This window comes from Luteibacter rhizovicinus DSM 16549 (assembly GCF_001887595.1).
GTDB classification, from domain to species: Bacteria; Pseudomonadota; Gammaproteobacteria; order Xanthomonadales; family Rhodanobacteraceae; genus Luteibacter; species Luteibacter rhizovicinus.
The window spans coordinates 3,791,269-3,814,315 of the sequence record NZ_CP017480.1; the positions used below are offsets into that span (position 1 = coordinate 3,791,269).

16 protein-coding genes are annotated in these 23,047 nt (G+C 64.8%); 7 read left to right on the forward strand and 9 right to left on the reverse strand.

Annotation, left to right across the window (positions count from 1 at the left end):
- Window positions 1–49 precede the first annotated feature (49 nt).
- Both BJI69_RS17320 and BJI69_RS17325 read left to right on the forward strand, forming a co-directional pair.
- On the forward strand, window positions 50–286 hold the full coding sequence (locus tag BJI69_RS17320; RefSeq protein ID WP_046969309.1) for a hypothetical protein: 237 nt from the start codon (window positions 50–52) through the stop codon (window positions 284–286).
- Window positions 287–308: 22 nt separating this feature from the next.
- Complete coding sequence (locus BJI69_RS17325; RefSeq protein WP_046969308.1) at window positions 309–509, forward strand: hypothetical protein; 201 nt, start codon at window positions 309–311, stop codon at window positions 507–509.
- 47 nt (window positions 510–556) lie between these two features.
- On the opposite strand, the gene BJI69_RS17330 is transcribed toward BJI69_RS17325, so the two are convergent.
- From BJI69_RS17330 to BJI69_RS17340, 3 genes are all read right to left on the reverse strand, one after another.
- Window positions 557–3,595, reverse strand: a complete 3,039-nt coding sequence (locus tag BJI69_RS17330) for a TonB-dependent receptor (protein WP_046969307.1) — start codon at window positions 3,593–3,595, stop codon at window positions 557–559.
- A 273-nt stretch (window positions 3,596–3,868) separates the two neighbouring features.
- Entirely contained in the window at window positions 3,869–5,236 is a 1,368-nt protein-coding gene (locus tag BJI69_RS17335) for a hypothetical protein (RefSeq protein WP_125903097.1), read from the reverse strand.
- A 95-nt stretch (window positions 5,237–5,331) separates the two neighbouring features.
- Window positions 5,332–5,763 (reverse strand): hypothetical protein, encoded by a 432-nt coding sequence (locus tag BJI69_RS17340; protein ID WP_046969306.1) that lies wholly within the window; start codon window positions 5,761–5,763, stop codon window positions 5,332–5,334.
- Window positions 5,764–5,948: 185 nt separating this feature from the next.
- Here BJI69_RS17340 and BJI69_RS17345 point away from each other — a divergent pair, with 185 nt between their 5' ends.
- The 4 genes from BJI69_RS17345 to BJI69_RS17360 are packed head-to-tail and all read left to right on the forward strand — an operon-like array spanning window position 5,949 to window position 15,009.
- Window positions 5,949–7,154, forward strand: a complete 1,206-nt coding sequence (locus tag BJI69_RS17345; protein ID WP_046969305.1) for an efflux RND transporter periplasmic adaptor subunit — start codon at window positions 5,949–5,951, stop codon at window positions 7,152–7,154.
- A gap of 18 nt (window positions 7,155–7,172) precedes the next feature.
- Entirely contained in the window at window positions 7,173–10,280 is a 3,108-nt protein-coding gene (locus BJI69_RS17350) for an efflux RND transporter permease subunit (protein WP_046969304.1), read from the forward strand.
- Window positions 10,277–13,585, forward strand: coding sequence for an efflux RND transporter permease subunit (locus tag BJI69_RS17355; protein WP_046969303.1), 3,309 nt, complete (start codon window positions 10,277–10,279; stop codon window positions 13,583–13,585). Before BJI69_RS17350 ends, BJI69_RS17355 begins: the two co-directional genes overlap by 4 nt.
- On the forward strand, window positions 13,582–15,009 hold the full coding sequence (locus BJI69_RS17360; RefSeq protein WP_046969302.1) for an efflux transporter outer membrane subunit: 1,428 nt from the start codon (window positions 13,582–13,584) through the stop codon (window positions 15,007–15,009). The genes BJI69_RS17355 and BJI69_RS17360 overlap by 4 nt, the downstream gene beginning before the upstream one ends.
- A 14-nt stretch (window positions 15,010–15,023) precedes the next feature.
- On the opposite strand, the gene BJI69_RS17365 is transcribed toward BJI69_RS17360, so the two are convergent.
- Window positions 15,024–15,641: a hypothetical protein gene (locus BJI69_RS17365; protein WP_052767353.1), complete on the reverse strand. Its 618-nt coding sequence runs from the start codon at window positions 15,639–15,641 to the stop codon at window positions 15,024–15,026.
- Between the two features lie 164 nt (window positions 15,642–15,805).
- Here BJI69_RS17365 and BJI69_RS17370 point away from each other — a divergent pair, with 164 nt between their 5' ends.
- Window positions 15,806–16,915 (forward strand): calcium:cation antiporter, encoded by a 1,110-nt coding sequence (locus BJI69_RS17370; RefSeq protein ID WP_046969301.1) that lies wholly within the window; start codon window positions 15,806–15,808, stop codon window positions 16,913–16,915.
- On the opposite strand, the gene BJI69_RS17375 is transcribed toward BJI69_RS17370, so the two are convergent.
- The 5 genes from BJI69_RS17375 to BJI69_RS17395 form a co-directional block, all read right to left on the reverse strand.
- Window positions 16,894–18,162: a histidine phosphatase family protein gene (locus BJI69_RS17375; RefSeq protein ID WP_046969300.1), complete on the reverse strand. Its 1,269-nt coding sequence runs from the start codon at window positions 18,160–18,162 to the stop codon at window positions 16,894–16,896. The genes BJI69_RS17370 and BJI69_RS17375 overlap by 22 nt on opposite strands.
- Window positions 18,159–20,630, reverse strand: coding sequence for a TonB-dependent receptor (locus BJI69_RS17380; RefSeq protein ID WP_046969299.1), 2,472 nt, complete (start codon window positions 20,628–20,630; stop codon window positions 18,159–18,161). The genes BJI69_RS17375 and BJI69_RS17380 overlap by 4 nt, the downstream gene beginning before the upstream one ends.
- A gap of 110 nt (window positions 20,631–20,740) precedes the next feature.
- Window positions 20,741–21,964: a FecR family protein gene (locus tag BJI69_RS17385; RefSeq protein WP_046969298.1), complete on the reverse strand. Its 1,224-nt coding sequence runs from the start codon at window positions 21,962–21,964 to the stop codon at window positions 20,741–20,743.
- The gene (locus tag BJI69_RS17390) at window positions 21,957–22,475 is read right to left on the reverse strand and encodes an RNA polymerase sigma factor (protein WP_046969297.1); all 519 of its coding nucleotides are present in this window, start codon (window positions 22,473–22,475) and stop codon (window positions 21,957–21,959) included. The genes BJI69_RS17385 and BJI69_RS17390 overlap by 8 nt, the downstream gene beginning before the upstream one ends.
- Window positions 22,476–22,580: 105 nt before the next feature.
- Window positions 22,581–22,937 (reverse strand): carboxypeptidase-like regulatory domain-containing protein, encoded by a 357-nt coding sequence (locus BJI69_RS17395; protein ID WP_052767352.1) that lies wholly within the window; start codon window positions 22,935–22,937, stop codon window positions 22,581–22,583.
- Window positions 22,938–23,047: the final 110 nt, after the last annotated feature.

Below are 23,047 nucleotides of genomic sequence, written 5' to 3' on the forward strand. Positions count from 1 at the left end.
GCCTCGCGCTTGGCGGCGCCCGTCGTTGCCGTCCGGGGAGTAGCGAGCCATGTCCACGATTTCCAAGGATCGACCGTCCTACCTCGAGGCCAGGCGCTCGATCCTCGAGGCGTACGACGTCGCCGCGGCCGAGCATCCGGCCGCCTGTGCGATTCGCGAGATCAACGAGAAAGGCGAATGCCTGCCACTTACCGCCAGGCAGTTGCGCGGGCGCAAGGCTGTCGCCGCGCCGGATTCGGTGATCGCTGAGACCGAGCACATCCCGCCGCGAACACCGCGACATTGATGAAACGCCTTAGAGGCCGACGATGACCAGCCCGTTCCAGAGCATCAACCAACGCATCATCGACGACCTGCGCAAGAGCCGTGGCGAGACGCCCATGGAATATGTGCCCAAGCCGGCGTCGCCTAAACGCGACGCCGACGACGAAGCGGGCGACGAGACCTATTCCAGCGACGGTGCACGCGATGACGACGTGCCTTTCGAGGCCCCCGACGACGATGCCTGATACCGGCTCTGTGTAGGAGCCGACTCATCGGCGACAGGGTGCTCGCCTCAGAAATCGTAATTCGCACTCAACCGCAGATACCGCGGCAACTGCCGAGCCGTCGGTGTGCCGTAAAGCGGATTGGCCAGATTCGGGCTCGACTCGCCGTTTGGATAAATCCCCACCACACGCTGTTCGTTGAAGACGTTGAAGATGTTCGCGTTGAAGGCGAGCTTCGAATCGGCGAACGCCGGACGATAGGTCGCGCCCAGGTCGATCTGGCGCACCCAGGGCAGGCGACCGTGGCTTCCCGGCGGTGACGGCAGGCCGTTGCAGAAGTGGTAGCTGTTGCCGTAGCCGGCCGGATCTTCCCGATCCGGTCCGAAGTAGCCGAGGCAGGGCTTGGGTGCGCCGGAGATCACGCTGAGATTGCCGCTGACCAGCCACTCGGGGGTGATCTGGTAGTAGCCGAAGATCTTCAGCTGATGCTTGTGGTCATTGTTCTGCGGACCATTGGTGTTGACCATGATGTACGAGTTATCCCAGTCCTGGGTGGTCGACACGGCCGTCTGGCCTGTACCGCGCGATTCGCGGTACAAGTCCGAGCGCAGCTGGCCCTCGGTGTTGCCGTAACTCCGCGAGAAGACGTACGTAGCCCGCGCATACCAGGTGCCGTCGAAGGGATGTTCCAGGAACGATTCGAGCGCGTAATAACGACGCTTCAGCCGGTCGAAGCCGAATTCCTGGTTGGTCAGCGGCACGCTGACGTGATTGCCCGACGTGTCGACGAGGTTGAACGTGTTCGCCTTGCCCGGATTGAACAACCAGCAGCTGACCGGGTTGCTCGAGGTGGTCACGTCGTAGCCGAGCGACTGCGCCTTGGCCAGCACGAGGTCGATATCGCAATAGTCATCGATGGCATTGCGCAGGATGCGTTGCGTCGCCTTCGCACCGTAGACCCACTTCGTGCCGAGGGTCTTGGTGAAGCCGAGGATGAACTCGTCCTGGTATTCGGACTTAAGGCCCTTGGTGGTCACGGTGGACGGATCGGGTAGCTGGCCGAAGGTGTTGTTGGCAGCGACTGGCGGGGAAATGGCGAGCAATCCGGTCGGGGTGCCATCGCCGGCGATACCGCCATAGGTGAAGTACTGCGAGGTGGTCAGCGCGCCGCCGGCCGCATTGAGCGCCGGGTTCAAGGGCAGGCCGAGGTAGTAGCGACCGGCATTCGCATAGACCTTGAAGGTCGCATCGCCGTTCACATCCCAGCTTGCGCCCAGGCGCGGTGCCCACTGCGGCTTGTGCTGGGTGACGAAGGGATCGCCATCGCTGTTGAAGTTCTCGAACTGGTCGTTCCGCACGCCGACCGAGAGCAGCCAGCGATCGTTGATCTGCCACTTGTCTTCGATGTACTGCGCGCGCTGGGTCGAGCGCACGGTGGCCAGGCTGCTGTTGATGTTCTGGATGACGTAGTAGCCCTGTGCGCCATTCGGAAAGCCGCCGGTGGCGGGCACACCCAGGCCGGTTGAGATCGGCGTATTCGGGTCACCCTGGCCATACGTCCACGAATACCCGCCGGGACCCGAGGTGATCGTGCCCTGGTCGATCGCTTTCGCCGTCTGGTTGTCCATGCCCGCCGTGATCGTGTGGTCGCCGATCTTGTAGGTGATGTCGATGCGGGTATTGGTAGTGCGGTTGCCACGCCCGGCCGGACTGAGGCTGGCGACGGTCTGGTTGTTGCCGCGCGGCGCACCGTTGTTCAACGCCGGATTCTGGTTGGTCAGTCCATCCACATAGGTGATGTCGGGCGCGTAGCCGGCCGGTGCGTCGTAGTCGTCGCTTTTCAGCTTGCCGTACTGCGCGGTGACCGTGAGGTCGTCGGTGATGTAACCGGTGTACTTGGCCGTCCACAGATCGCCACCGGTCTTGATGTTGTCGTCGCCACCGATGCGGTCCGTGCGCGTGCGTGCCTGGTAGTCATAACCATAAACGGTGCCCGAGGTTTCGTACTTGTCGGAGGCGCCCGTGACCTCGAGGATGTTGCTGTCGGTGATGTTCCAGTCGAGTTTGCCGTACCAGCGCGGCTCGTTGTAACGGTAGTCGACATACGGCTTCGTGCTGGTGAATCCACTCACCGGGTTCACGGTATTGCCTTGCTGCCGCTCGTATTCGCCGGCGAGGAAGATGAAGAGTTTGTCCTTGATCAACGGGCCGCCCGCGTAAGCGCTGACCGTCGTGCTGCTGAACGAGTCCTTCGAGTCCGGCGAATACAGCTGGCCCGCCTTCGGCGACGCCGGCAGACCGTTTTCGAAATAGCGGTTGCGCTGATCGGCGCGGGCGAAGCTCGGCTCCCAGAGCACCTGGGTGCCGAAGTGCCATTCGTTGGTGCCACGCTTGCCCACCACGTTGATCACGCCGCCATCGGAACGGCCGTACTGTGCGCTGTAACCGCCGGTATAGACCTCCTGCTGGTCGATCGCACCGTAGGGCAGGGACAGGCCGCCGAAGCCGCGCAGCGGATCGGTCGTGGAGAAGCCGTTGACGCAATACGCGTTCTCGCTCGCGGCGGAGCCACCGAAGCTCACCAGGGAATTTCCGGTCGGGCCCTTGAAACTGCCGCCGTTGTTCACGACACCGGGCGCAAGCAGCGCGATGGCTTCGGAATTTCGACCCAACGGCAAGCGCGCCAGCTGCTCGGAAGTGACCACCGTGCGCGAGTCCACGGTGGAGACGTCGATGCCCGGCAACGCCGCCGCGGACACGGTGATTCCTTCCATCGCTTGCGCGGAGGACGCGACGAACGATACCTCGGTGCCGGCGCCGACCTTGAGCGTGATGTTCTGCCGGGTGTCCACGACCTTGCCGCCGACCTTCAGGCTGACGGTATACGTGCCCAGAGGGAGCTGGCCTGCCGAGTAACGACCGCGCTCGTCGACCGGGACATCCCGGCTCAGACCGGTGTCACTGGTCACCGTGACCGTCTCACCCGCCGCGGCGGGTGCCTGCCCGAACAGGCTACCGGTGGTGGACTGCGCCAGGGCGCCGGAACTGAGGGCCAGGGCGAGAGCGGCTGCGAGGGCATGCTGGATACGGGGTGTCTTGCTGGACATGAACGACGCTCTCCTCGAACTTTTTCAGGCGTAAGCGCGCACGGTCGCTGCTGCCGCAGGGCCGGGCATGACATGAAAACGAAGGTAGATCCCCCAAAGGCGCGACCCTGACGCCGGCGGGAGCCGGGTCGTGGGTGCCGGTAGCCGGTCTAGCGCCGGCTACATCCCTGATGTGACAAAACGTGCTGCGTCGCAGCACGTGAGCCAGTTATATCGAAACTAATTTCGAATGTATAGCCCTCTAGACATCTCTTTTTAGATGCCTCGCGCGGGCTAGGCCAGGGAGACCGGGTCGGTCCGCAGCAGGACGCTGTCGTGCAGGCTGGCGAGATCGCGGGTGCGCGCGTCGCGCTCCCGGGCCGTTTGTGGCGGGTGCCGTTCCATCTCCTGCAGCAGGGGCAGCAGGTCGCGCTGTTGCGACTTCCGCAGTGGCGTGGTCACGTCTTCGACCTTCTGGCCCATGACGTACTTCAAACGGTCGGTGCTCTGGTTCGCCGTTTGGGTGAGGCTGGCTTTGACGAGCTGGCCCTTCCGGTAGCCGATGCTGAGGTTGCTCTGCGCGTCATCGGCGATCTGCGTGAAGTAGTAGTTCTGCGACTTGGGATCGTCGGTCAGGTTGAGCGGGGCATCGGGCGACAGCGCCGAGTGGAAGCTCGCGTGCAGCTGTGTCGTCGTGATCTGGGAGATACCGCGCTCGGTGGCATTCCGGCCCGTTACCTGGGTGCGCTGCGATGTCTGGAACGAGAAAGCATCGTGCTCGTTCGATCGATAAGGATTCGGTGCGGTGGCCGTCTGCGTGATCGACGCCGTGAAATCCGCCAGGCCGCTCAATAATGCGTGGTCGGTGTCGTCGAGCCAGGACGACGATCGCGTGAGGCCCGGTGTGTCGAGGCCACCCGGCGCGCTCATCTGAGTGAACGCATCCTTGAACATCGACATCAAGGCGGGATTCGCGTGACCGCGCGAGGCGGCCTGGTCGAACTGCTTCAGGACATTGGCGATCGCCGACGCCTGCTGCGTCTTGCTTCCGGCGATGGCTGGTGAGCTCAAGTCCACGCTCACGTCGATCTTTCCGGCCAGCCCCTCGATCTTCACGGCACGGGTCGTCGCGTCGCCGCGGAAGTCGATCGTCTGGATGGCCTGGTTGTCGCTCACGGCCTGCGCCGCGAGATGTACTGACGAGAGGATGCGGGTGTCGACCTGCGCGAGTCCGTCCAGGTCCAGGCGAGGCGGCGCGGAGGCCATGCCATCCAGCGCGCTCTTGAATGCCGTCGACAGCTTCGCGGTGGCTGCCGTCTCGGCATCGCTCAGGGGCGCGTCTCCGTCGGTGGCGATGGCGATGCTGCCGTCATCTTGCAGGGAGAGCGTGATGCTACGTCCGCTCGCCGTGGTGATGGCGATGCCCGCATCCTGCCAGACCGGCGCTGCCTTGATCGGTGGCAGGCCGTAGACGGCTGGCGCTGCGGCGGCGGTCGTACCGCTCAGCGTGACGGTGACCGAGGGTGCGGGTGCGGCGACGGATGCGGCCGAGACGGGGGGCAACGAGCCAGCCGACGTCGTCGATGCCATCGCCGTCGTGCTGTTGTGCAGCGGGGACGCGGTGACGGCCAGACCCGCCGCACTCAATGAAGCTGCACTCAATGAAGATATTGTCATCCTTCCGCCTCGCATCCCTGTTCAACCCCCTCGATAACGGCGGGAATCGCAGGAACTTGAGGCGGAAGACCGGTCAGGCGTCAGTGACGACCGTCACCATGATCGCCACCGCGCTCGGCGCCACCACGCCCGTCGTGCCACTCGTCGCCATGGAAGTCGGGGATGCGGTCGAAGCGCGTGCCCGGCGCCGGGCGTTCGTGCGCCTGGGGCAGGGGACGGGCGTAGCCGCGACGCGGATCGAAGCGTGGATCGACGTGACCGCGGAAGCCGCGTGGGCCACGGAACCAGGGGCCCGCACCGATGAAGATGCCGCCGGCGAACCATTCGGCCCCGTAATAGCCGTAGGGCGCACAAGGATAAGGCGCGTAGTCGTAATAACCATAGGGACAGCCGGGCTCCGGACCGATGTCGACGCCTTCATCGACGTAGACCTGAGCGGAGGCGCTGGATGTGCCGGCGGCGGCGCCGACGGTCATGAGCAGGGCGAGGGAGATCGAGCGCAGCGTGTTCATCACGACACCGTATGGAAGGAGGGCTGATGATGAAAACGGTTGGGCGGCGCAGGGGTTTACGTCGTGAAATCCTGCGAAGTCGCAGGGATGAGCGTAGGTTAAACGGTTCACGGAATCGTTAAACGTAATCGGACCTCGCGCGTTCCTGTTGCCTAGCCGCAACGGATAACCCAGGAGATCGATTCATGAGTGATGCGACACAAGCCCAGCACCCGCCTCACAAGGGACGGCGTCTGCTGATCGTCTCGCTTGTCGCCATCGTGATCATCGCCCTGGTGTTGTTTCACGTCATAAGCGGTTCCGGCAAGAAGAAGCCCGTCACGCCGCCGCAGTTGGTAAGCGCGGCGAAGGCCACCCTCGGCGACATGCCCGAGATACTCAATGAATTGGGCACGGTCACCCCGGTGGCCACGGTCAACGTGCTTCCGCAGCTCAGCGGCTACCTCACCGACGTCGGCTACAAGGAAGGCCAGGATGTCGTGAAAGGCCAGTTCCTCGCCCAGATCGATCCGCGCCAGTACGAGATCGACAAGCGCCAGGCCGAAGCACAGATGGCGAAAGACAAAGCGGCACTCGCGCAGGCACGCTCCGACCTCGCACGCTTCACCACCTTGAACGAACAGAAGTCGATCGCCGAGCAGACGTTCGCCGACCAGAAGTTCACCGTGCAGCAGGACGAAGCCGCCGTGAAGGCGGACGAGGCGAACATCGCCCAGTTCGACCTCGACCTTGCTTACTGCCATATCGTCGCGCCGGTATCCGGGCGCGTTGGCCTGCGCCTGGTCGACCCGGGCAACTACGTCACGCAGTCCACCTCGCCGGGCATCGTCACCATCACCACCATGAAGCCGACCACGGTGCAGTTCACGGTGCCGCAGAACTCGCTGGCCAACGTGCTCAAGCGCTTCGGTACGGCGGATACGACGCTCGCCGTCACCGCCTTCAGCAGCGACAACAGCCGTCAGATCGCCACCGGCAAGCTCTATGCGCTGGGCAACCAGATGGCCACGGCGACCGGCACGGTGACGCTGCGTGCCACCTTCGACAACGATGACGAAGCGCTGTATCCGAACGAGTTCGTCAACGTGCGCCTGCTGGTCGATACGCTGAAGCAGGCCGTGCTCGTGCCGACACCGGCCGTGCAGAGCGGTGCCCCCGGCGATTTCGTCTACCTGGTCAATGCCGACCAGTCCGTGTCGGTGCACAAGGTGATCCTGGGTCCCAGCGACGGTAAGTTCACCGTGATCGCCACCGGCCTGACGGCCGGGCAGACCGTGGTGACCGACGGCATGGATCGCCTGACCGATGGGGCGAAGGTGAAGCTCGCCGGTGCCAAGCCGGCCGCCGGATCGTCCACGGCTGACGCGCCCCGCCGACGCCACGCGTCGTAAAGGCGGGCACGCGATCCGATGAATATTTCCCGTTTGTTCGTACTCAGGCCGGTAGCCACCGCGCTCCTGATGCTCGCGCTCGTCCTCGTCGGCCTCGTGGCCGTGCGTTTCTTGCCGGTGTCCTCGCTGCCCGCGGTCGACTACCCGGTGATCCAGGTGCAGACGTTCTACCCCGGTGCCAGCCCATCGGTGATGGCGAATACGGTGACGGCGCCGCTGGAAGTGCAGCTGGGTGAAATTCCGGGCCTCCAGCAGATGACCTCGAACAGCTCTGCCGGGGCATCGGTCATCACCCTGCAGTTCGATCTCTCGCTCAGCCTCGACGTGGCGGAGCAGAACGTGCAGGAGGCGATCAACGCCGCGAACAGCCTGCTGCCTGCCGGCCTTCCCGCGCCACCGACCTACGCCAAGGTCAACCCCGCCGACCTGCCGATCCTCACCCTGGCCGTGACTTCGGCATCGATGTCGCTGCCGCAGCTGGAGGATGTCGCCAATAACCGCCTCGGCTCGAAGATCGCCGAAGTGCCGGGTGTGGGTCTGGTCGTGCCCGCCGGCGGCAACGTCCCGGCCATTCGTGTCGAAGCGGATCCGAAGAAGCTGGCAGCGTACGGCCTCAACATCGATGACCTGCGCTCGCTGCTGGCCAACGTCAACGTGAGCCAGCCCAAGGGTAATTTCGACGGTCCCGAACTCGACTACACCATCAACGGTAACGACCAGATCCGTGATCCAAAGGATTACCTGGCCACCGTGGTGTCGTACCAGAACGGTGCACCGGTCTACCTGCGCGATATCGCCCGGGTCACGCAATCGGCGCAGAACACGGAGCAGGGCGCCTGGTTCGGCAAGACCCAGGCCATCGTGCTGAACGTCCAGCGACAGCCGGGTGCAAACGTGATCGCCACGGTCGACCAGATCAAGGCGAAGCTGCCGCAGCTGGAGTCCACCCTGCCGGCCGGCATGAAGGTCGAGATCGTCGCCGACAGCACGGGTGTGATCCGTTCGTCCGTCTCGGACGCGGCGTTCGAACTCGGTCTCGCCATCGTGCTCGTCGTGCTGGTGATCTTCGTCTTCCTGCGCAACATTCCGGCGACGATCATCCCCAGCATCTCGGTGCCGGTCTCGCTGATCGGCACGCTGGCCGCGATGTACGAACTGGGTTACTCCATCGACAACCTCTCGCTGATGGCCCTTATCATCGCCACCGGCTTCGTGGTCGACGACTCCATCGTCATGATCGAGAACATCGTGCGTTACCTCGAGGAAGGCATGCCGCCACTCGAGGCAGCGCTCGAGGGCGCGGGCCAGATCGGCTTCACCATCGTCTCGCTGACCGTCTCGCTGATCGCCGTGCTGATCCCGTTGCTCTTCATGGGTGGCGTCATCGGCCGGCTGTTCAACGAATTCGCGGTGACCCTGGCGGTGACCATCGTCATCTCGGGCATCGTCTCGCTCACCCTCGTACCCATGCTGTGTGCGCGCATTCTGCGTGCCCAGGCGGAGCGGCACCCGAGTCGCTTCGAACGGATCAGTGAGGGCCTGTTCGACAAGACGCTGGCGGCTTATGAGCGTGGCCTGCGCTTCGTCATGGCCAGGCAGACGCTCACCCTGATCGTCTTCCTGGTCACGGTCGCGCTGACCGTCGTGCTCTACGTCGTCATTCCCAAGGGCCTGTTCCCGACCCAGGACGTGGGCGCGGTCGAGGGTATCAGCGTGGCGGACAACTCGGTGTCCTATAGCGCCATGGTCAAGCGGCAGGCCGAACTGGCCGATGCGATCCTGAAGGATCCCGACGTGACCGGCCTGACCTCGTACGTCGGCATCGACGGTACCAACAAGACGCTCAACAACGGCCGCTTCCTTATCGGCCTCAAGGCCAAGCACGATCGTTCCTCCAGCGCCGCCGAGATCGCCCGCAACCTGCAACGCGAGACCGCGAACGTGTCCGGCATCCGCCTTTTCGTCCAACCGGAGCAAGACCTGACGCTGGATACGACGGTATCGCCGAACCAGTACCAGTTCGTCCTGCGCGGATCCTCCGTGCAGGAACTAGGCAAGTACGTGCCCGCCCTGATCGAGCGCATGCACACGATCGACTCGATCACCGATGTCACCAGCGATCTCAATAACGACGGTCTCGCGGTGAACGTCGAGGTGAATCGCCAGCTCGCCGCGCGCTACGGCATCACGCCGGCGACGATCGACAACGCCCTTTATGACGCGCTGGGACAACGCATCGTCTCGACCATCTTCGAGCAGTCGGGTCAGTACCGCGTGATCCTGGTGGCCAAGCCGGAAAGCCTGCCGACGGTAGCATCGCTGGGCGACATCTACCTTCCCAGCCAGACGGGGAGCAGCGGGCAGGTACCGTTGAAAGGTATCGCCGCGATCCAGATCGTGAAGTCGCCGCTGGTGGTCAGCCATCTTGCGCAGTTCCCGGCGGTGACGGTGTCGTTCAACCTGACCGCGGGCGCCTCGTTGAGTTCGGCGGTGAAGGAAATCACGGCAGCGGAGCAGGCGGTGCACCTGCCGGCGTCGGTCACCTCGTCGTTCCAGGGTGCGGCACAGGCTTTCCAGGATTCGCTGTCCAGCGAGGTGTATCTGCTGATCGCCGCGCTCGTCGCGGTCTATATCGTGCTCGGCGTGCTCTACGAGAGTTTCGTCCATCCATTGACCATTCTCTCGACCCTGCCGTCGGCCGGCATCGGCGCCTTGCTGGCCCTGATGGTGGCTGGTCACGACCTGGATGTGATCGGCATCATCGGTATCGTGTTGCTCATCGGTATCGTGAAGAAGAACGCGATCATGATCGTGGACTTCGCGCTGGAGGCCGAGCGTGTGCATGGCAAGCCGCCAGCGGAAGCCATTTTCGAGGCCTCGCTGCTGCGCTTCCGCCCCATCCTGATGACGACGCTGGCGGCCATGCTCGGTGCCTTGCCGATGCTGGTGGGTAACGGCACGGGTTCCGAGCTGCGCCGGCCGCTCGGTCTGGCGATCATCGGCGGCCTGGCATTGAGCCAGTTGTTGACGCTGTTCACTACGCCGGTGATCTACCTGTTCTTCGACAGGCTGGCCTTGCGCTTCCGGCCGAAACCCGAGCAGAAGCTGATCGGTCACGAGTCATGAGTATCCCGGGCCTGTTCATCCGGCGACCGGTGGCGACCACCTTGCTGGCCGTTGCCATCCTGCTGTCCGGTGCGCTGGGTTACTTCAACCTGCCCGTGGCGCCGCTGCCCAACGTGACCTTCCCGGTCATCGTGGTGCAGGCGAGCATGGCGGGTGCGAGCCCGGACATCATGGCCTCGACCGTGGCGGCGCCGCTGGAACGGCGGTTGAGCGCGATCGCCGATGTCTCCGAGCTGACCTCGTCCAGTTCGGTCGGCTCGGCCCAGGTGGTGATCCAGTTCGGTCTCGGCCGCGATATCAACGGCGCCGCACGCGATGTCCAGGCGGCGATCCAGGCGGCGCGCGCCGACCTGCCAAGCACCCTGCGCAACAACCCCACGTACCGGCAGTACAACCCATCCGATGCGCCGATCATGGTGCTCGCGCTCACCTCGGCCACACTGACGCGCGCCCAGCTCTACGACTCGGCCAACTCCATCCTCCAGCAGCAGCTGTCGCAGGTGGATGGCGTCGGCCAGATCACCCTGGGTGGCAGCGCCTTGCCCTCGGTGCGCGTCGAACTCCAGCCCGATCAGCTCAACAGCTACGGCATCGGCCTGGAGGACGTGCGCGCCGCGCTCAGCTCGGCGAACGCCAACAGCGCCAAAGGCCACATCGACCAGGGCGACCAGCGTTTCGAGGTGCTCTCCAACGACCAGATCAGCAAGGCGGCGCCGTACCGCGACATCGTGGTGGCGTATCGCCAGGGCTCCCCGGTGTTCCTGCGCGATGTCGCCGAGGTCAAGGACTCGGCGGAGAACCTGCGCAACGCCGGCCTCTACAACGGCAAGGACGCGGTGCTCGTCATCGTCTACCCGCTGCCGGGCAGCAACATCGTCAGGACCGTCGGGCAGATCCGCAAGGTGCTGCCCAATGTCGAAGCGACCTTGCCGCACGATGTGCATGTCGGTATCGCGGTGGATCGCTCGCAGTCGGTCAACGCGGCCGTGGACGATACGGAGCGGACGCTGTTCATCGCCGTGCTCCTGGTCATCGGCGTGGTCTTCGTCTTCCTGCAATCGCCTCGGGCGGTGCTGGTCCCGGCGGTGGCTTTGCCGCTGTCCATCATCGGCACGTTCGGTCCGATGTACCTGCTCGGTTACAGCCTCGACAACCTGTCGTTGATGGCCCTCACGATCGGTACCGGCTTCGTCGTCGACGATGCCGTGGTGGTGCTCGAGAATATCGTGCGCCACGTGGACGAAGGCATGGATGTGCGCGAGGCGGCCTTGCTCGGCAGCGCCGAAGTCAGCTTCACTGTGATCTCCATGAGCCTGTCGCTGATCGCGGTCTTCCTGCCCATCCTGCTGATGCCCGGCATCGTCGGCCTGCTGTTCCACGAGTTCGCCGTGACGTTGTCGATCGCGATCCTGCTCTCGCTGGTGATTTCGCTGACCGTCACGCCGACCATGGCGGCCTTCGTGCTGCGCTCGCGCGGGACGGCCAGGCAGCCGGGTCGGGTGGCCGCCTGGTCGGAGCGTCAGTTCGAGCGCTTCAAGCAGGGCTACGATCGCTCGCTGGCGACGGCACTGGATCATCGCTTGCTGGTCGCGCTTGTCCTGATCGGCCTGATCGTGCTCAACGTGTTCCTCATCCGCTTCGTGCCGTCGACCTTCTTCCCCGAACAGGACAACGGCATCCTGCAGGGGCAGATCATCGCGGACCAGAGCATCTCCTTTCAGGCGATGGAGAAGAAACTCGCCCAGTTGCAGGCGATCGTCCAGAAGGACCCGGCCGTAGCATCCGTCGCCGGTTTCACCGGCGGCCGTGCCCTGAATACCGCGAACGTCTTCATCGAGCTGAAGCCGCTGGCGGAGCGCAAGATATCCGCGGCCCAGGTGGTCGACCGGCTGCGACCGAAGCTCAACGCGGTATCGGGCGCCCGGCTGCTCCTGCAGGCCGCGCAGGACCTGCGCATCGGCGGCCGCCAGTCGGCCGCGGAATACCAGTACACGCTCACCAGCGACGACCCCGACACCTTGTTCACCTGGGTGCCGAAGCTGGTTGCGGCCTTGAGCAAGGAGCGGTTGTCCGACGTCAACTCGGATCTGCAGCAGCATGGCCTGCAGATCTACGTGAACTTCGACCGCGCGACAGCGGCGCGCTACGGCTTCGCGCCCAATCAGATCGATACCGGCCTGTACGACGCGTTCGGCCAGCGCACGGTGTCCACGGTCTACAACGAGCTCAACCAGTACTACGTCGTGATGGAAGTCGCGCCATCGTACTGGCAGTACCCGCAGATGCTCGAACGCATGCGTTTCAGTACCTCGGCGGGTAACGCGAGCGGTACACAACAGACGCAGATGTCGAGTTCGTTGGTGAAGGGTGTCACGGCGACGACCGTGGCCAGTACGACATCAGGCGCCTCGACGTCGACCAATGCGAAGAACGCCGATGCCGAGGCGAACCTGTTGACCAACGCGATCTCCAACGCCAAGGGCGGCGGTTCCAGTGGCAGCGCGGACAGCACGGCGGCGGAGACCCTGGTGCCATTCCCGGCCATCGCCAGCTACGTGAGCAACCACACGGCCACCCAGGTCAGCCATCAGGACGGGCTGGTCGCGGCGACGATCTCGTTCAACCTGCCACCCGGCGGATCGCTGAGCCAGGCCTCGAGCATCATCGGCCAGGTATCGCAGCAGATCGGCCTGCCGGCATCGGTGCACGGCAGCTTCGCCGGCGCGGCGCAGGTGTACGGGCAGTCGATGTCGACGATGCCCTTGCTGGTCGTCGCCGCGCTGGTCGCGGTGTATATCGTGCTCGGCGTCCTCTACGAAAACACCGTGCATCCGTTGACGATCCTGTCGACCCTGCCATCGGCGGGCATCGGTGCGACGCTTGCGCTGCTGATCTTCGGCACGCCGTTCTCGGTCATCGCGATGATCGGCATCATCCTGCTGATCGGCATCGTGAAGAAGAACGCGATCATGATGATCGACGTGGCGATCCACTTGCAGCGCGACGAGGGACTCGACGCGCGCGAAGCGATCCACAACGCGGCGGTGATCCGCTTGCGCCCGATCATGATGACTACGGCAGCTGCCGTGCTCGGCGCCGTGCCCCTGGCCATCGGCATCGGGCAGGGCGCCTCGTTGCGCCAGCCACTAGGCATTACCGTGATGGGCGGGCTCATCCTCAGCCAGGTCGTCACGCTCTACACCACACCGGTGATCTATCTCTACCTGGACGGTTTCCGCGCCAGGCTGGCACGGTGGAACGACCGCCTGCCATGGAACCACGTCGACGCGAGCACCCCCCTATGAAGACTTCCCGAACCCTACTCGTCGCCTCGATCGCCTGGTTGTTGCACGGTTGCATGGTCGGCCCCGATTACAAAAAGCCGGAGATGGCGCTGCCTGTCGCCTATAAGGAAACGCCGGGCTGGCTCAAGGCCCAGCCGGACGATGCGGCGCCGAAGGGCGACTGGTGGGCCGTGTTCCACGACCCGCTGCTCGACCAGCTCGAACCCATGGTGTCGGTGTCCAACCAGACGGTGAAGCAGAGCGATGCGAATTACCAGGAGGCGCTGGCCGAGGTGCAGATCGCGCGTAGTGCCTTGTTCCCGACTATCGGCATCACCGGTTCCGCGACGAAGCAGCGCAGCGCGAGCAACGGCACGGGCAACACCGTGTCGGTCAATCCAGGCATACGCACGGCGGGTTCGCTGGAAGGCAATGTGAGCTGGGCACCGGACTTCTGGGGCAAGACGCGCCGCACGGTCGAGGAGAACAAGGCCACCGCCGAGGCCAGTGCGGCGACGCTCGCCAATGCCACGCTGACCGAACAGGTGGCCCTGGCCACGGCGGTGATCGACCTGCGCGTGACCGATGCCAATATCGATCTGCTCTCTCGCACGGTCGATGCGTACAAGGAATTCCTGCGCGTGGTCGGCAACCAGGGCAAGGCCGGGATCACACCGCCGTCGGACGTCATCACGGCGCGCACGCAGCTGGAGAACGCGCAGTCGAGCCTGATCGCGCTGGGCGTGTCGCGGGCCCGGTATGCGCATGCGATCGCCGTCCTGGTTGGCAAGACACCGGAGGAACTGGATATCCCGCATAGCACTGCTTTGCCGACCTTGCCGTCCGTCCCGGTCGGCATGCCCGCTACGCTGTTGCAGCGGCGTCCGGACATCGCCGTGGCCGAGCGCGAGATGGCTGCGCAGAACGCCGCGATCGGCGTCGCGATAGCGGCCTACTATCCGGATATCACGCTGTCCGGCGCAGATGGTTTTTCGCAGTCACCGCTTGCCGGGCTGCTGCACGTGGCCAACCACGTCTGGTCGCTCGGTGCCGACGTGAGCGAGACGATCTTCGATGCCGGCGCACGCCATGGCCAGGTCGCCGCGGCACGCGCATCGTATGAGTCAGCTGTTGCGAACTACCGCGGCACGGTGCTCACCGCGCTGCAGAACGTCGAGGATGATCTGGCTGGTATCCGGATACTTGCGCAGCAGGCCGAGGTCCTGGACGCCGCTGTGAGCGACGCGACGCGGGGTTCCGAGATCGCTTTCAATGAATACAAGGCCGGCACGGTCGACTACACCACGGCCGTTACCGCGCAGACCACGCTGTACAGCACCCAGCAGAACGCGCTCGATGTTCGCGAGCAGCGCCTGCTCGATGCCGTGTCGCTGATTGGCGACACGGGCGGCCCGGTCCCCGTCAACACACCGGAAGCACGCTGAGGCCCGTCACGGGCTCAGCGAGGTTTCGGTGTCACGTCGATCGCGACTGCTTCCACGTACGTGATACGGACCAGGTCGCCGACCCGCAGCTTCGTCATGCGGGCCTGGCGTTCCGGGTCCTTCACTTCGATCAGGCGCTGCTTGCCATCGGGACCCTGCAACGTCACCGTGTGTTTCTTCAGGTCGATCGCAGTGAGCTTGCTGGTGATCGAGATCGATTGCTGCGCGGCAGCGCCCGGTAGCGTGCCCTTGGGTGCACGGGCCGCGTCGCTGCTCGTCACGACGCCGGTCGAGGCGCTTCCCGCAGGGAGCAGCTCCAGTGCGGCGGCCGCCTGGTAGGTGGCGATCACCACATCGCCGACTTTCAGCTGATCGAAGTTGCGTACTTCAGGGCCTGCCTCGATGGTGAACTCGTGCTTGTCGCCCTTGCCCTCACGCAAGGTGACGAAGCGGCTCTGCCTGTCGATGGCGACCACGGTGGCTGTCTGGACTTCCTGCTCGCGCACCAGCTCGAGTGCTCCCGCAGGGGCGCTGGACGCGGGCGCCGGTGTCTGTGGCTGCGCATGGACAGCGAGTGGCACGGTCAGGGCGAGGCCGAGGGCCGGGATCAGGAAGAAGGTCGGCTTGCGCATGGGAAGGCTCCTGTTGGAGCCTGCATCGTCGTCCAGGCGGCGTGCGCCCGACGAGCGTAGGACCACTATCCGTGGCTAGGTAGTTCTACTGGGCGTGCTTGCCAACCGGCGCGACGTCGGGCACGTTAGGGCACAGTCCGCCTGCCGTCCTTCGTGGAGCATGCATGAGCACACCGGTCGCGTTTGCGCGAGAGGAGTGGTTCCTGGTCGTCACCGTGGCGACCTGCGCCGTGTTCCTGGGCATGCACGACACGCTCCTTGCCGGTCTCGAGTCCCGGTCCTGGCTGATCGTGGTCTTCATCTGGCTGTTCGTCGTCATCCTGGGTTCCGCGCTCGCCGTGCTGAGGCATGCGGAGCGTCTCGCACGCTATCTGGGTGAACCGATCGGCACGCTCGTGCTCACCATCGCGGTGACCTCGATCGAGATCATGAGCATCTCGGCGGTCATGCTGCACGGCGCGAACAATCCGACGCTGGCCCGGGACACCTTGTTCTCGGTGACCATGATCGTGCTCAACGGCATGGTTGGCCTGTCACTGCTGTGGGGTGGCTGGAAGCACCGCGAGCAGGCTTACAACCTGCAGGGTGCGAACGCCTACCTCGGGCTGATCATCCCGCTGGGCGTGCTCGGCCTGGTGCTGCCGAGGTTTACTCATGTAGCGGAGGGCGCGCCGTTGCCGCTCGCCCACCAGATGTTTCTCGTGGTCGTCATGCTCACCCTGTATGCCACCTTCCTTGGCCTGCAGGCAAAACGCCTGAAGGGCTACTTCACGACGGATGCGTCCACGGCCCGCCATGGCGACCCGGAAAAGAGGGCCCGCCATGGGCCCGTTGCCTCGGCGGTGCTGCTCATCGCGTACATGATTCCCGTGGTCTTTCTCGTCGACCAGCTCGCTATCCCCGTCGATTACGTCGTCGAGACGCTGAATGCACCGGCCGCCATGGGCGGCCTCGCGATGGCGATCCTCGTCGCCTTGCCCGAAGGCATGGGGGCGATTCGCGCGGCAAGCCGTAACGACCTGCAGCGCGCGGTGAACATCTTCCTCGGCTCGGTGCTTTCCACGATCGGGCTGACCATCCCGGGCATCCTGTTGATCGGCCAGATGACCCATCATCCGGTGATCCTCGGGCTCGAACACACGGATCTGATCCTCTTCGTGCTGACGCTGGTGCTTTCCTTGCTGACCTTTTCGAGTGCCAGGACGCACCTGTTGCAAGGGGCGGTGCATCTGACGGTCTTCGTCTGCTTCGTCTATTTCCTGTTTTCGCCCTGAGTGGCGACCATGGTCGGCAACGCGGACGCCACACGCGTGGGGTCGATGGCCTTGCGTGCCAGGGCGTCGAACTCGTCGATGGTGCATTCGCCGATGATCCGGCAGCCCTGCACGCGAACGGGCTTCGCGACGACGTCATCGAAACGATTGGCGCGGAGCGCTTCCATCGATGGCATCAGGCTGCGAATACGGATGACGTACGCGTCGCCACGCTGCACCAGGCTGAAGACGAGGGCGCCGCCGGGCGGGTAATCGTCGGGCACCCGCGGATCGTGCCAGTCCAGGCCGAGAACGCCGGCTACGTTGGCGAGATTGGTGTCATGGCCGACCAGCAGGACGGCGCCGCGGTGGGACGTCGAGAGCGGCGTGACGTCGGGCGTTGCGCCGCGCGCGGCGTCCAGACTCGCAACGATATGCGCGACGAGGTTGGAACCCGCATTGGCCGCGGCAGGCATGGCCTTCTTCGTTGTCGCGAACTGCGCGTTGTGCAGCGTGATCAGGCGACCGAGCACGCCGGCATCCGCGCGGCCGAAGGCGACCGCCTTCATCGGCATCCCTTCCACGTAGGCGAGCATGAGGTTCTCGCTGAGCGTGCCGGCGAGCTTCATGGCTTTCGCCACGTGGGCGGGATCATCGAGAAGCCGCTTCTTGTGCTCCCTGGTCGCGATGCCTTCGCACGTTGCCGGCGTGCATCCGAGCAGGACGTCCTGCAGCTCGGCCAGCGCCGGGGGCGCTGACGGAGCCGCCGGAACGCCATCGTCGTCCTCGTCGTCGGGCTTGCCCGAGGTGGTGTCCTTCGCGAAATGGAACAGCGGGTTGTTGGCGTCGCCTTCGGTCGAAAGGAACGATCCGCGGCAGCCCGGGGTGACCCCCTGGAGGAGCGCGCCGGCGCTTTCGCGATTGCGTGGCGTGGTGTCGCCGATCACCACGAGTGCGTCGGGTTCGGGGCAGGCCCTGGTCATCACGCCATCGTCGAGCAGCAGGCGCCGGAGGCGACCGCCCAGGGCGGTCATGCCTTCGTGGCCATGTGGCGTGAGCATGCCCGGGGCGACCGGCCACACCGGCCAGTCGCCGATGGCGTAGGCGGCATACGAGGTCGCGGGCTTGGTCGGTGAGCGCACGCCGTGACGCATCAGCACGATGTCGAGTTGCGTGGTCACGGCCGGCGCCGTGGACGCGGCGGCCGCCGGATAGGGCGCTGCCGCCGCGGCGACGAGCGAAACGAACAGGGCGATCGCGGTCTTCATAGCTTCACCGAAAGATCGAGGAAGATGCCGCGGCCCGGCAGGCCGAAGTAGAGCGGATCGCCGCTCACCGACTGGGTGCCGGCATAGCCGGTGAACTTGTGCACGTTGAAGACGTTGTTCATGTCCACGCTGATCGAATAGCCCTTCGTTCCCGCCGGCCCCTTGTCGGTGCGGTAGCCCGCGGCGGCGTCGACGCTCATGTAGCCGGCGATGCGCTGGTCGTTGAGGAACTGGATGTTGCCGGCGGCATCGGTCGTGTTGTCGAGGCCGTACTGGTGACCGAGGAACTTGCCCATCAATGAGCCGAAGTAGCCGTTGGTGTTGCTATACAGCAAGCCCAGGGCCGCCGTGACCTTGGGCGTGCCTGCCACCTGCACGCTGCTGTTCTTGTAGGTCGCCTTGTTGTAGCTGGCATTGCCGTACACGCTCAACGCGCGTGTCAGGGCGAACGTCGCTTCGACTTCGGCGCCCTTGTAGATGGCTCCGCCGCCATTGATGAAGGTGTTCTCGTTGCCGTTGTCGGTGGCGACCTGGGTCTCGGTGATGAAGTTCGAGAAGTCGATGTAGTAGACGTCGGCGCCGAAGGTGAGCTTGCTTGACGCATAGGCCGTGCCCAACTGGAAGTTCCTGGTCTTTTCCGGCTGCAGGCTGTGCGAGCCGTTGACCTGGATCACGTCGATGGGCGGGGCGAGGAATCCCTCAGCCGCCTGGGCATAGGCGCTCCACGTGTCGCTGAGGCGGTCGTGTACGCTGATCGATGGCAGGGCGGCATGGTAGGTGGCTTCGGCGCTGAGCGGTACCGGCGGCGAGACCTTGTTGAGCGGCGCATCGATGCTGCGCGTGACTTCCGAATAGCGTACGCCCGGGCTCACGGTGATCGCGTCCGTGACCTTCCAGTCGTACTGCAGGTAGGGCTGTACGGTATCGGTGCGGTCGTCGAGCAGGTAGTTGTCGACCGGTCCGTACTTCGTGCCTGTCTTCGCTCCGGTCGTCAGGTCGACCGGATACTGGTAGCGCGCATCCAGGCTGCGTTCGAGCCAGATGCCGGTGAGCAAGGTGCCGTCGCCGAGGTCGCGACCGAGCCGCAGCACATTGCCGAAGGCGTGGAAGCCGGAGTCGGAGAGCTTGCCCGGCAGGTCGGTCTTCGCGGTCGAGACCTTCTTGCCCTTGTCGTTGTAGAAGGTCACGCCGTTATCGGCTGGATCGATATCCGAGGCGTCCGAGGTCTTGCGCGCCCAATGGTCGAAGGTATTGAGGTAGACCTTGTCGTCGACGTCCCAGCCGGCGACCTGGCTGGTCAATCCGACATACGTGAAGCTGGAATAGTAGGCTGCGTTGTTGGCACCCTTATAGTTCTGCACGGTGGGATCGTCGCCGAGCCCGAAACGCCAGCCGTAACGGTCGATCTCGTCCTTGGTCGCGCCCTGCACGGTGTTCTGGTGCTCCCGGTTATAGCTGGTCACGAAGGTCAGGCTGGTGACGTCGCCCAGTTGGCTGATCGTCTTGACGAAAACATGGTCGCGCTTGTCGTCGGTCCCTTGCAGGTAGGTATCGCTCGACTCCTTGGAGATATCGGCGAAGATGCGCGTGTTGCCCACCGTTTCATCGGCGGTCACGCCACCGGCGCGCGTGTTCCAGCTTCCCAGCGTGAGGTAGGGCGTGATGCCGGATTCATCCGACGGCTCGCGCGAACGCAGCGCCACCGTACCGCCGAAAGTGGCATTGCCCAGCGTGCTGCCACCGCCCGGGCCGCGGTCGATCTCCGCCTGGCCGAGCACGTGGTTGTTGAAGTACGCCGAGGTCGTGTGGTGGAGGTCGCTGGCGTCGCCGAACGGAATGCCGTCGAAGGTGATGTTGAACTGGCCATCCTGGAAGCCGCGGATGCTGATGCCTTCGTTCTTGCCAAGGCCGGGACCTTCGGGCGAGGTCACCGTCACGCTGGGTGCGTACTTGATGATGTCGTCGAAATTGGCGTTGAAGCGCAGGCCGTCGCGAATGAAACGCTCGTCGATCACCGAGGTCGGCTGGGTCGCGTCCAGCGGCGCGGCGCTCGGCGCGAGTGTATCCACGGCGTTGGCGTGTACGCTGACCGGGGCCAGCTTCTGTGCCTCGTCACGGGTGTCGATCGACGGGAGCGGCGCGGCTGCCGGCGTCGGGCCGGCCCCGACGTTTCCCGGCACGATGGTCACCGTGGTCGGCGTCACGAAGCGGTAGGTCATGCCCGTGCCGGCCAGCAAGGCAGTCAGCTGCGCGGCCGCCGGCATGCCGCCGGGCGCGGCGTGGCTGCGCAGGCCGTCAGGCACGTCGGTGCCGTAGACCACCTGCCAGCCGGCATCGTGCGCGAAGCGATCGAGCGCCTGTGCCAGTGGCATGGCGTCGATGGGCTGTGTAGCGGCGTGGGCGTCCATGGGCACGAAGGTGGTGCCCGCGATGGCGAGGGCGATGCAGAGGGCGAGCGAAGATCGCATGGCGTCACATACCTTGGAGGGGGGATCACGGAGGACAGTCATCGCTGTCCGACCCCATCTAAGAGTCCCGGCGCCGCCGGTCGGGTACCGCTCATTCGATGAATTTTTTCTTACAGCCGGGACACGTTGCCCGTGGTGACGAAACGAACGTGGTCCGCGCGGCGGTCGATGCGCACGTGGGGCAGGCCGCCGATGTAGGCGATGAAGGCCTCCGGATCGCGCGCATGGAACACGCCGCTGATGCGCTTTCGCGCGAGTTCCGGATCGTCGACGACCAGCGGTCGCGTCGCATACGCATTGAAGCGACGGGCCACCTCGGCCACCGTGGCATCGTGGAAGCGGATATCGGCGGGAAGCCATTGCGTCGCCGTCGCCACGCCAGCCTGGCCGCGGGCGGTGAGATGGCCGTCCGCGTCTACGCGGGCCGACTCACCCCCGCGAAGATCGACAATGCGATCACGTGGCGCGGCTGTGCCGGTGAGGCGTGCACGTGCCTTCGCAAACCACGGCGAGGGCAGGTTCCACACCGACACCTGTCCACTGACGACGGTGACCTGTGCGGCTTCCTCGCTGCGTTCCACGTTGAACACGGTGCCGACGTCGTCGATCTGCTGGCGACCCACCGTGACCTTCATGGGTCGGGCCGGGTCCTTGCCGATGTCGAAGGAGGCGTGGCCTTGCAGCAGCTCGATATGACGCGCATCGGCGTCGAAACGAACGAGCATGGCGCTCTGCGGTGAGAGTTGCACGACGGTGTCGTCGTCCAGGGTGACCTCGCGAACGTCGATGCCGGCGGCGTAACGGATGCCTGGAGCATCCGGGGAAGGCCAGGCTGCGGTGATGCCGCCACCGACGAGAAGGACCATCGCCGCGGCGGCTGCCCAGCGCCAGATGCGAGACGGGCGCTTTCGCGGACGGGCATCGCCGATGAATCGGCTCCCACGGAAAGCCTCCGCCTCCATCGGCCAGGATGTCTCCATCGGCGACGATACCTCCATCGGCGACGATGCTTCCTGTGGGAGCCGCTTCAGCGGCGATGCCCCTTGTGGGAGCCGCTTCAGCGGCGATGGGTGCTCGCCACCAACTCGCCCACGCAGCGCCACCACCGAACTCTCACTCGCCGCAAGCGCCGTCAAATCCCCCAGCGACATCGTCTCCGCTGCCGTCGCCGCGCGCAGGTCCCCATGCATCTGGGCCATCGCCATGTATTCGGCCACGTGCTGCGGCGAGTGACGGAGCCAGCCCATGAACCGGGCCCGCGTGCGATCGTCGGGCGACTGCTGCATGTCGAGATACCAGTTCGCCGCTTCTTCGATGAGGCGCAGGTTATTCATAACGTGCCATCCCTTGCCGACATGCGGCCAATCCCTTGACGATGTATTTCTTCACCATGCTCGACGAGATCGAAAGCTGTTCGCCGATCTCCTTGTAAGAGAGGTCGTCGCGATAGTGCATCACCAGCACGGCGCGGCACTTGGGTGAAAGACGGCCGATCAGGGTGGCCAGTCGCTGGCGGCGCAGTGTGCGATCGACATCGGCACCGGCATGGCACGGCGTGGCGAGCCGCTCGATGACCTCTTCAAGGCCCTCGCTGCTGATCGGTGCGCGCTGTTGCATCTGCGCGTGCTCCTTGACCAGGTTGGCGGCCACGGCGAACAGGTACGCCTCGGGGTTCCGTACGGCACCCGCGCCTGCATCGCCAGAACGTAGCAAGCGGAGATAGACCTCCTGCACGAGGTCTTGCGCGTCCCAGCGATGGGCGACGCGGCGGAGGAAGTAGTTGGCGAGGCTAGGCCCCTTGTCGGCCAGCAGTCGCGCCCAGCTCGGTGGGGTCTCGGCAGACACATCGGCTCCAGGGTGATCCCGGGAGCCTAGGGGCCGAATGTTGCAACTTCAGGTCAGGGCCGCCCGGACATCGGGCGGCCCTGAGGATGGCAGGGGATCGAACGATCAGCTATCGGTTGCGCACTTGTCGTTTTCGCAGGCGAAGTCGATCTCGGCGCCCTTGCCGACGGTCAGCGGGATGTTCTTTCGGGTATCGAGCACCTTGCCGTCTTTCTCAAGGGTGATGGTGTAGGTACCCACGGGGATCGGGATGATCTTGTAGCGGCCGTTGTCGCCGATCGTGGCGTGGCGCTGGGCGCCGGTAGAGCTCTTGGCGGTCACCAGTCCGCCCGCCGGACCCTGGCCGAACATGCTCGCTGTCGTGCCCTGGGCATGTACGGGCGTGATGGCGCTGGCGAACAGGGTCACGGCGGCGGAGGCGGCGATGCCGAACAGGAACGTGCGATACCCGATGCTCTTCATGGAACTCCCTTCTGCTGACGGTGGATGAACCTCGATGTTTTATTGCAAGCGGCGCACGCAAGAAAGTGCCGCTGAAGGAATGAGAGTGTTGCCCCTGGGGAATCAATGGA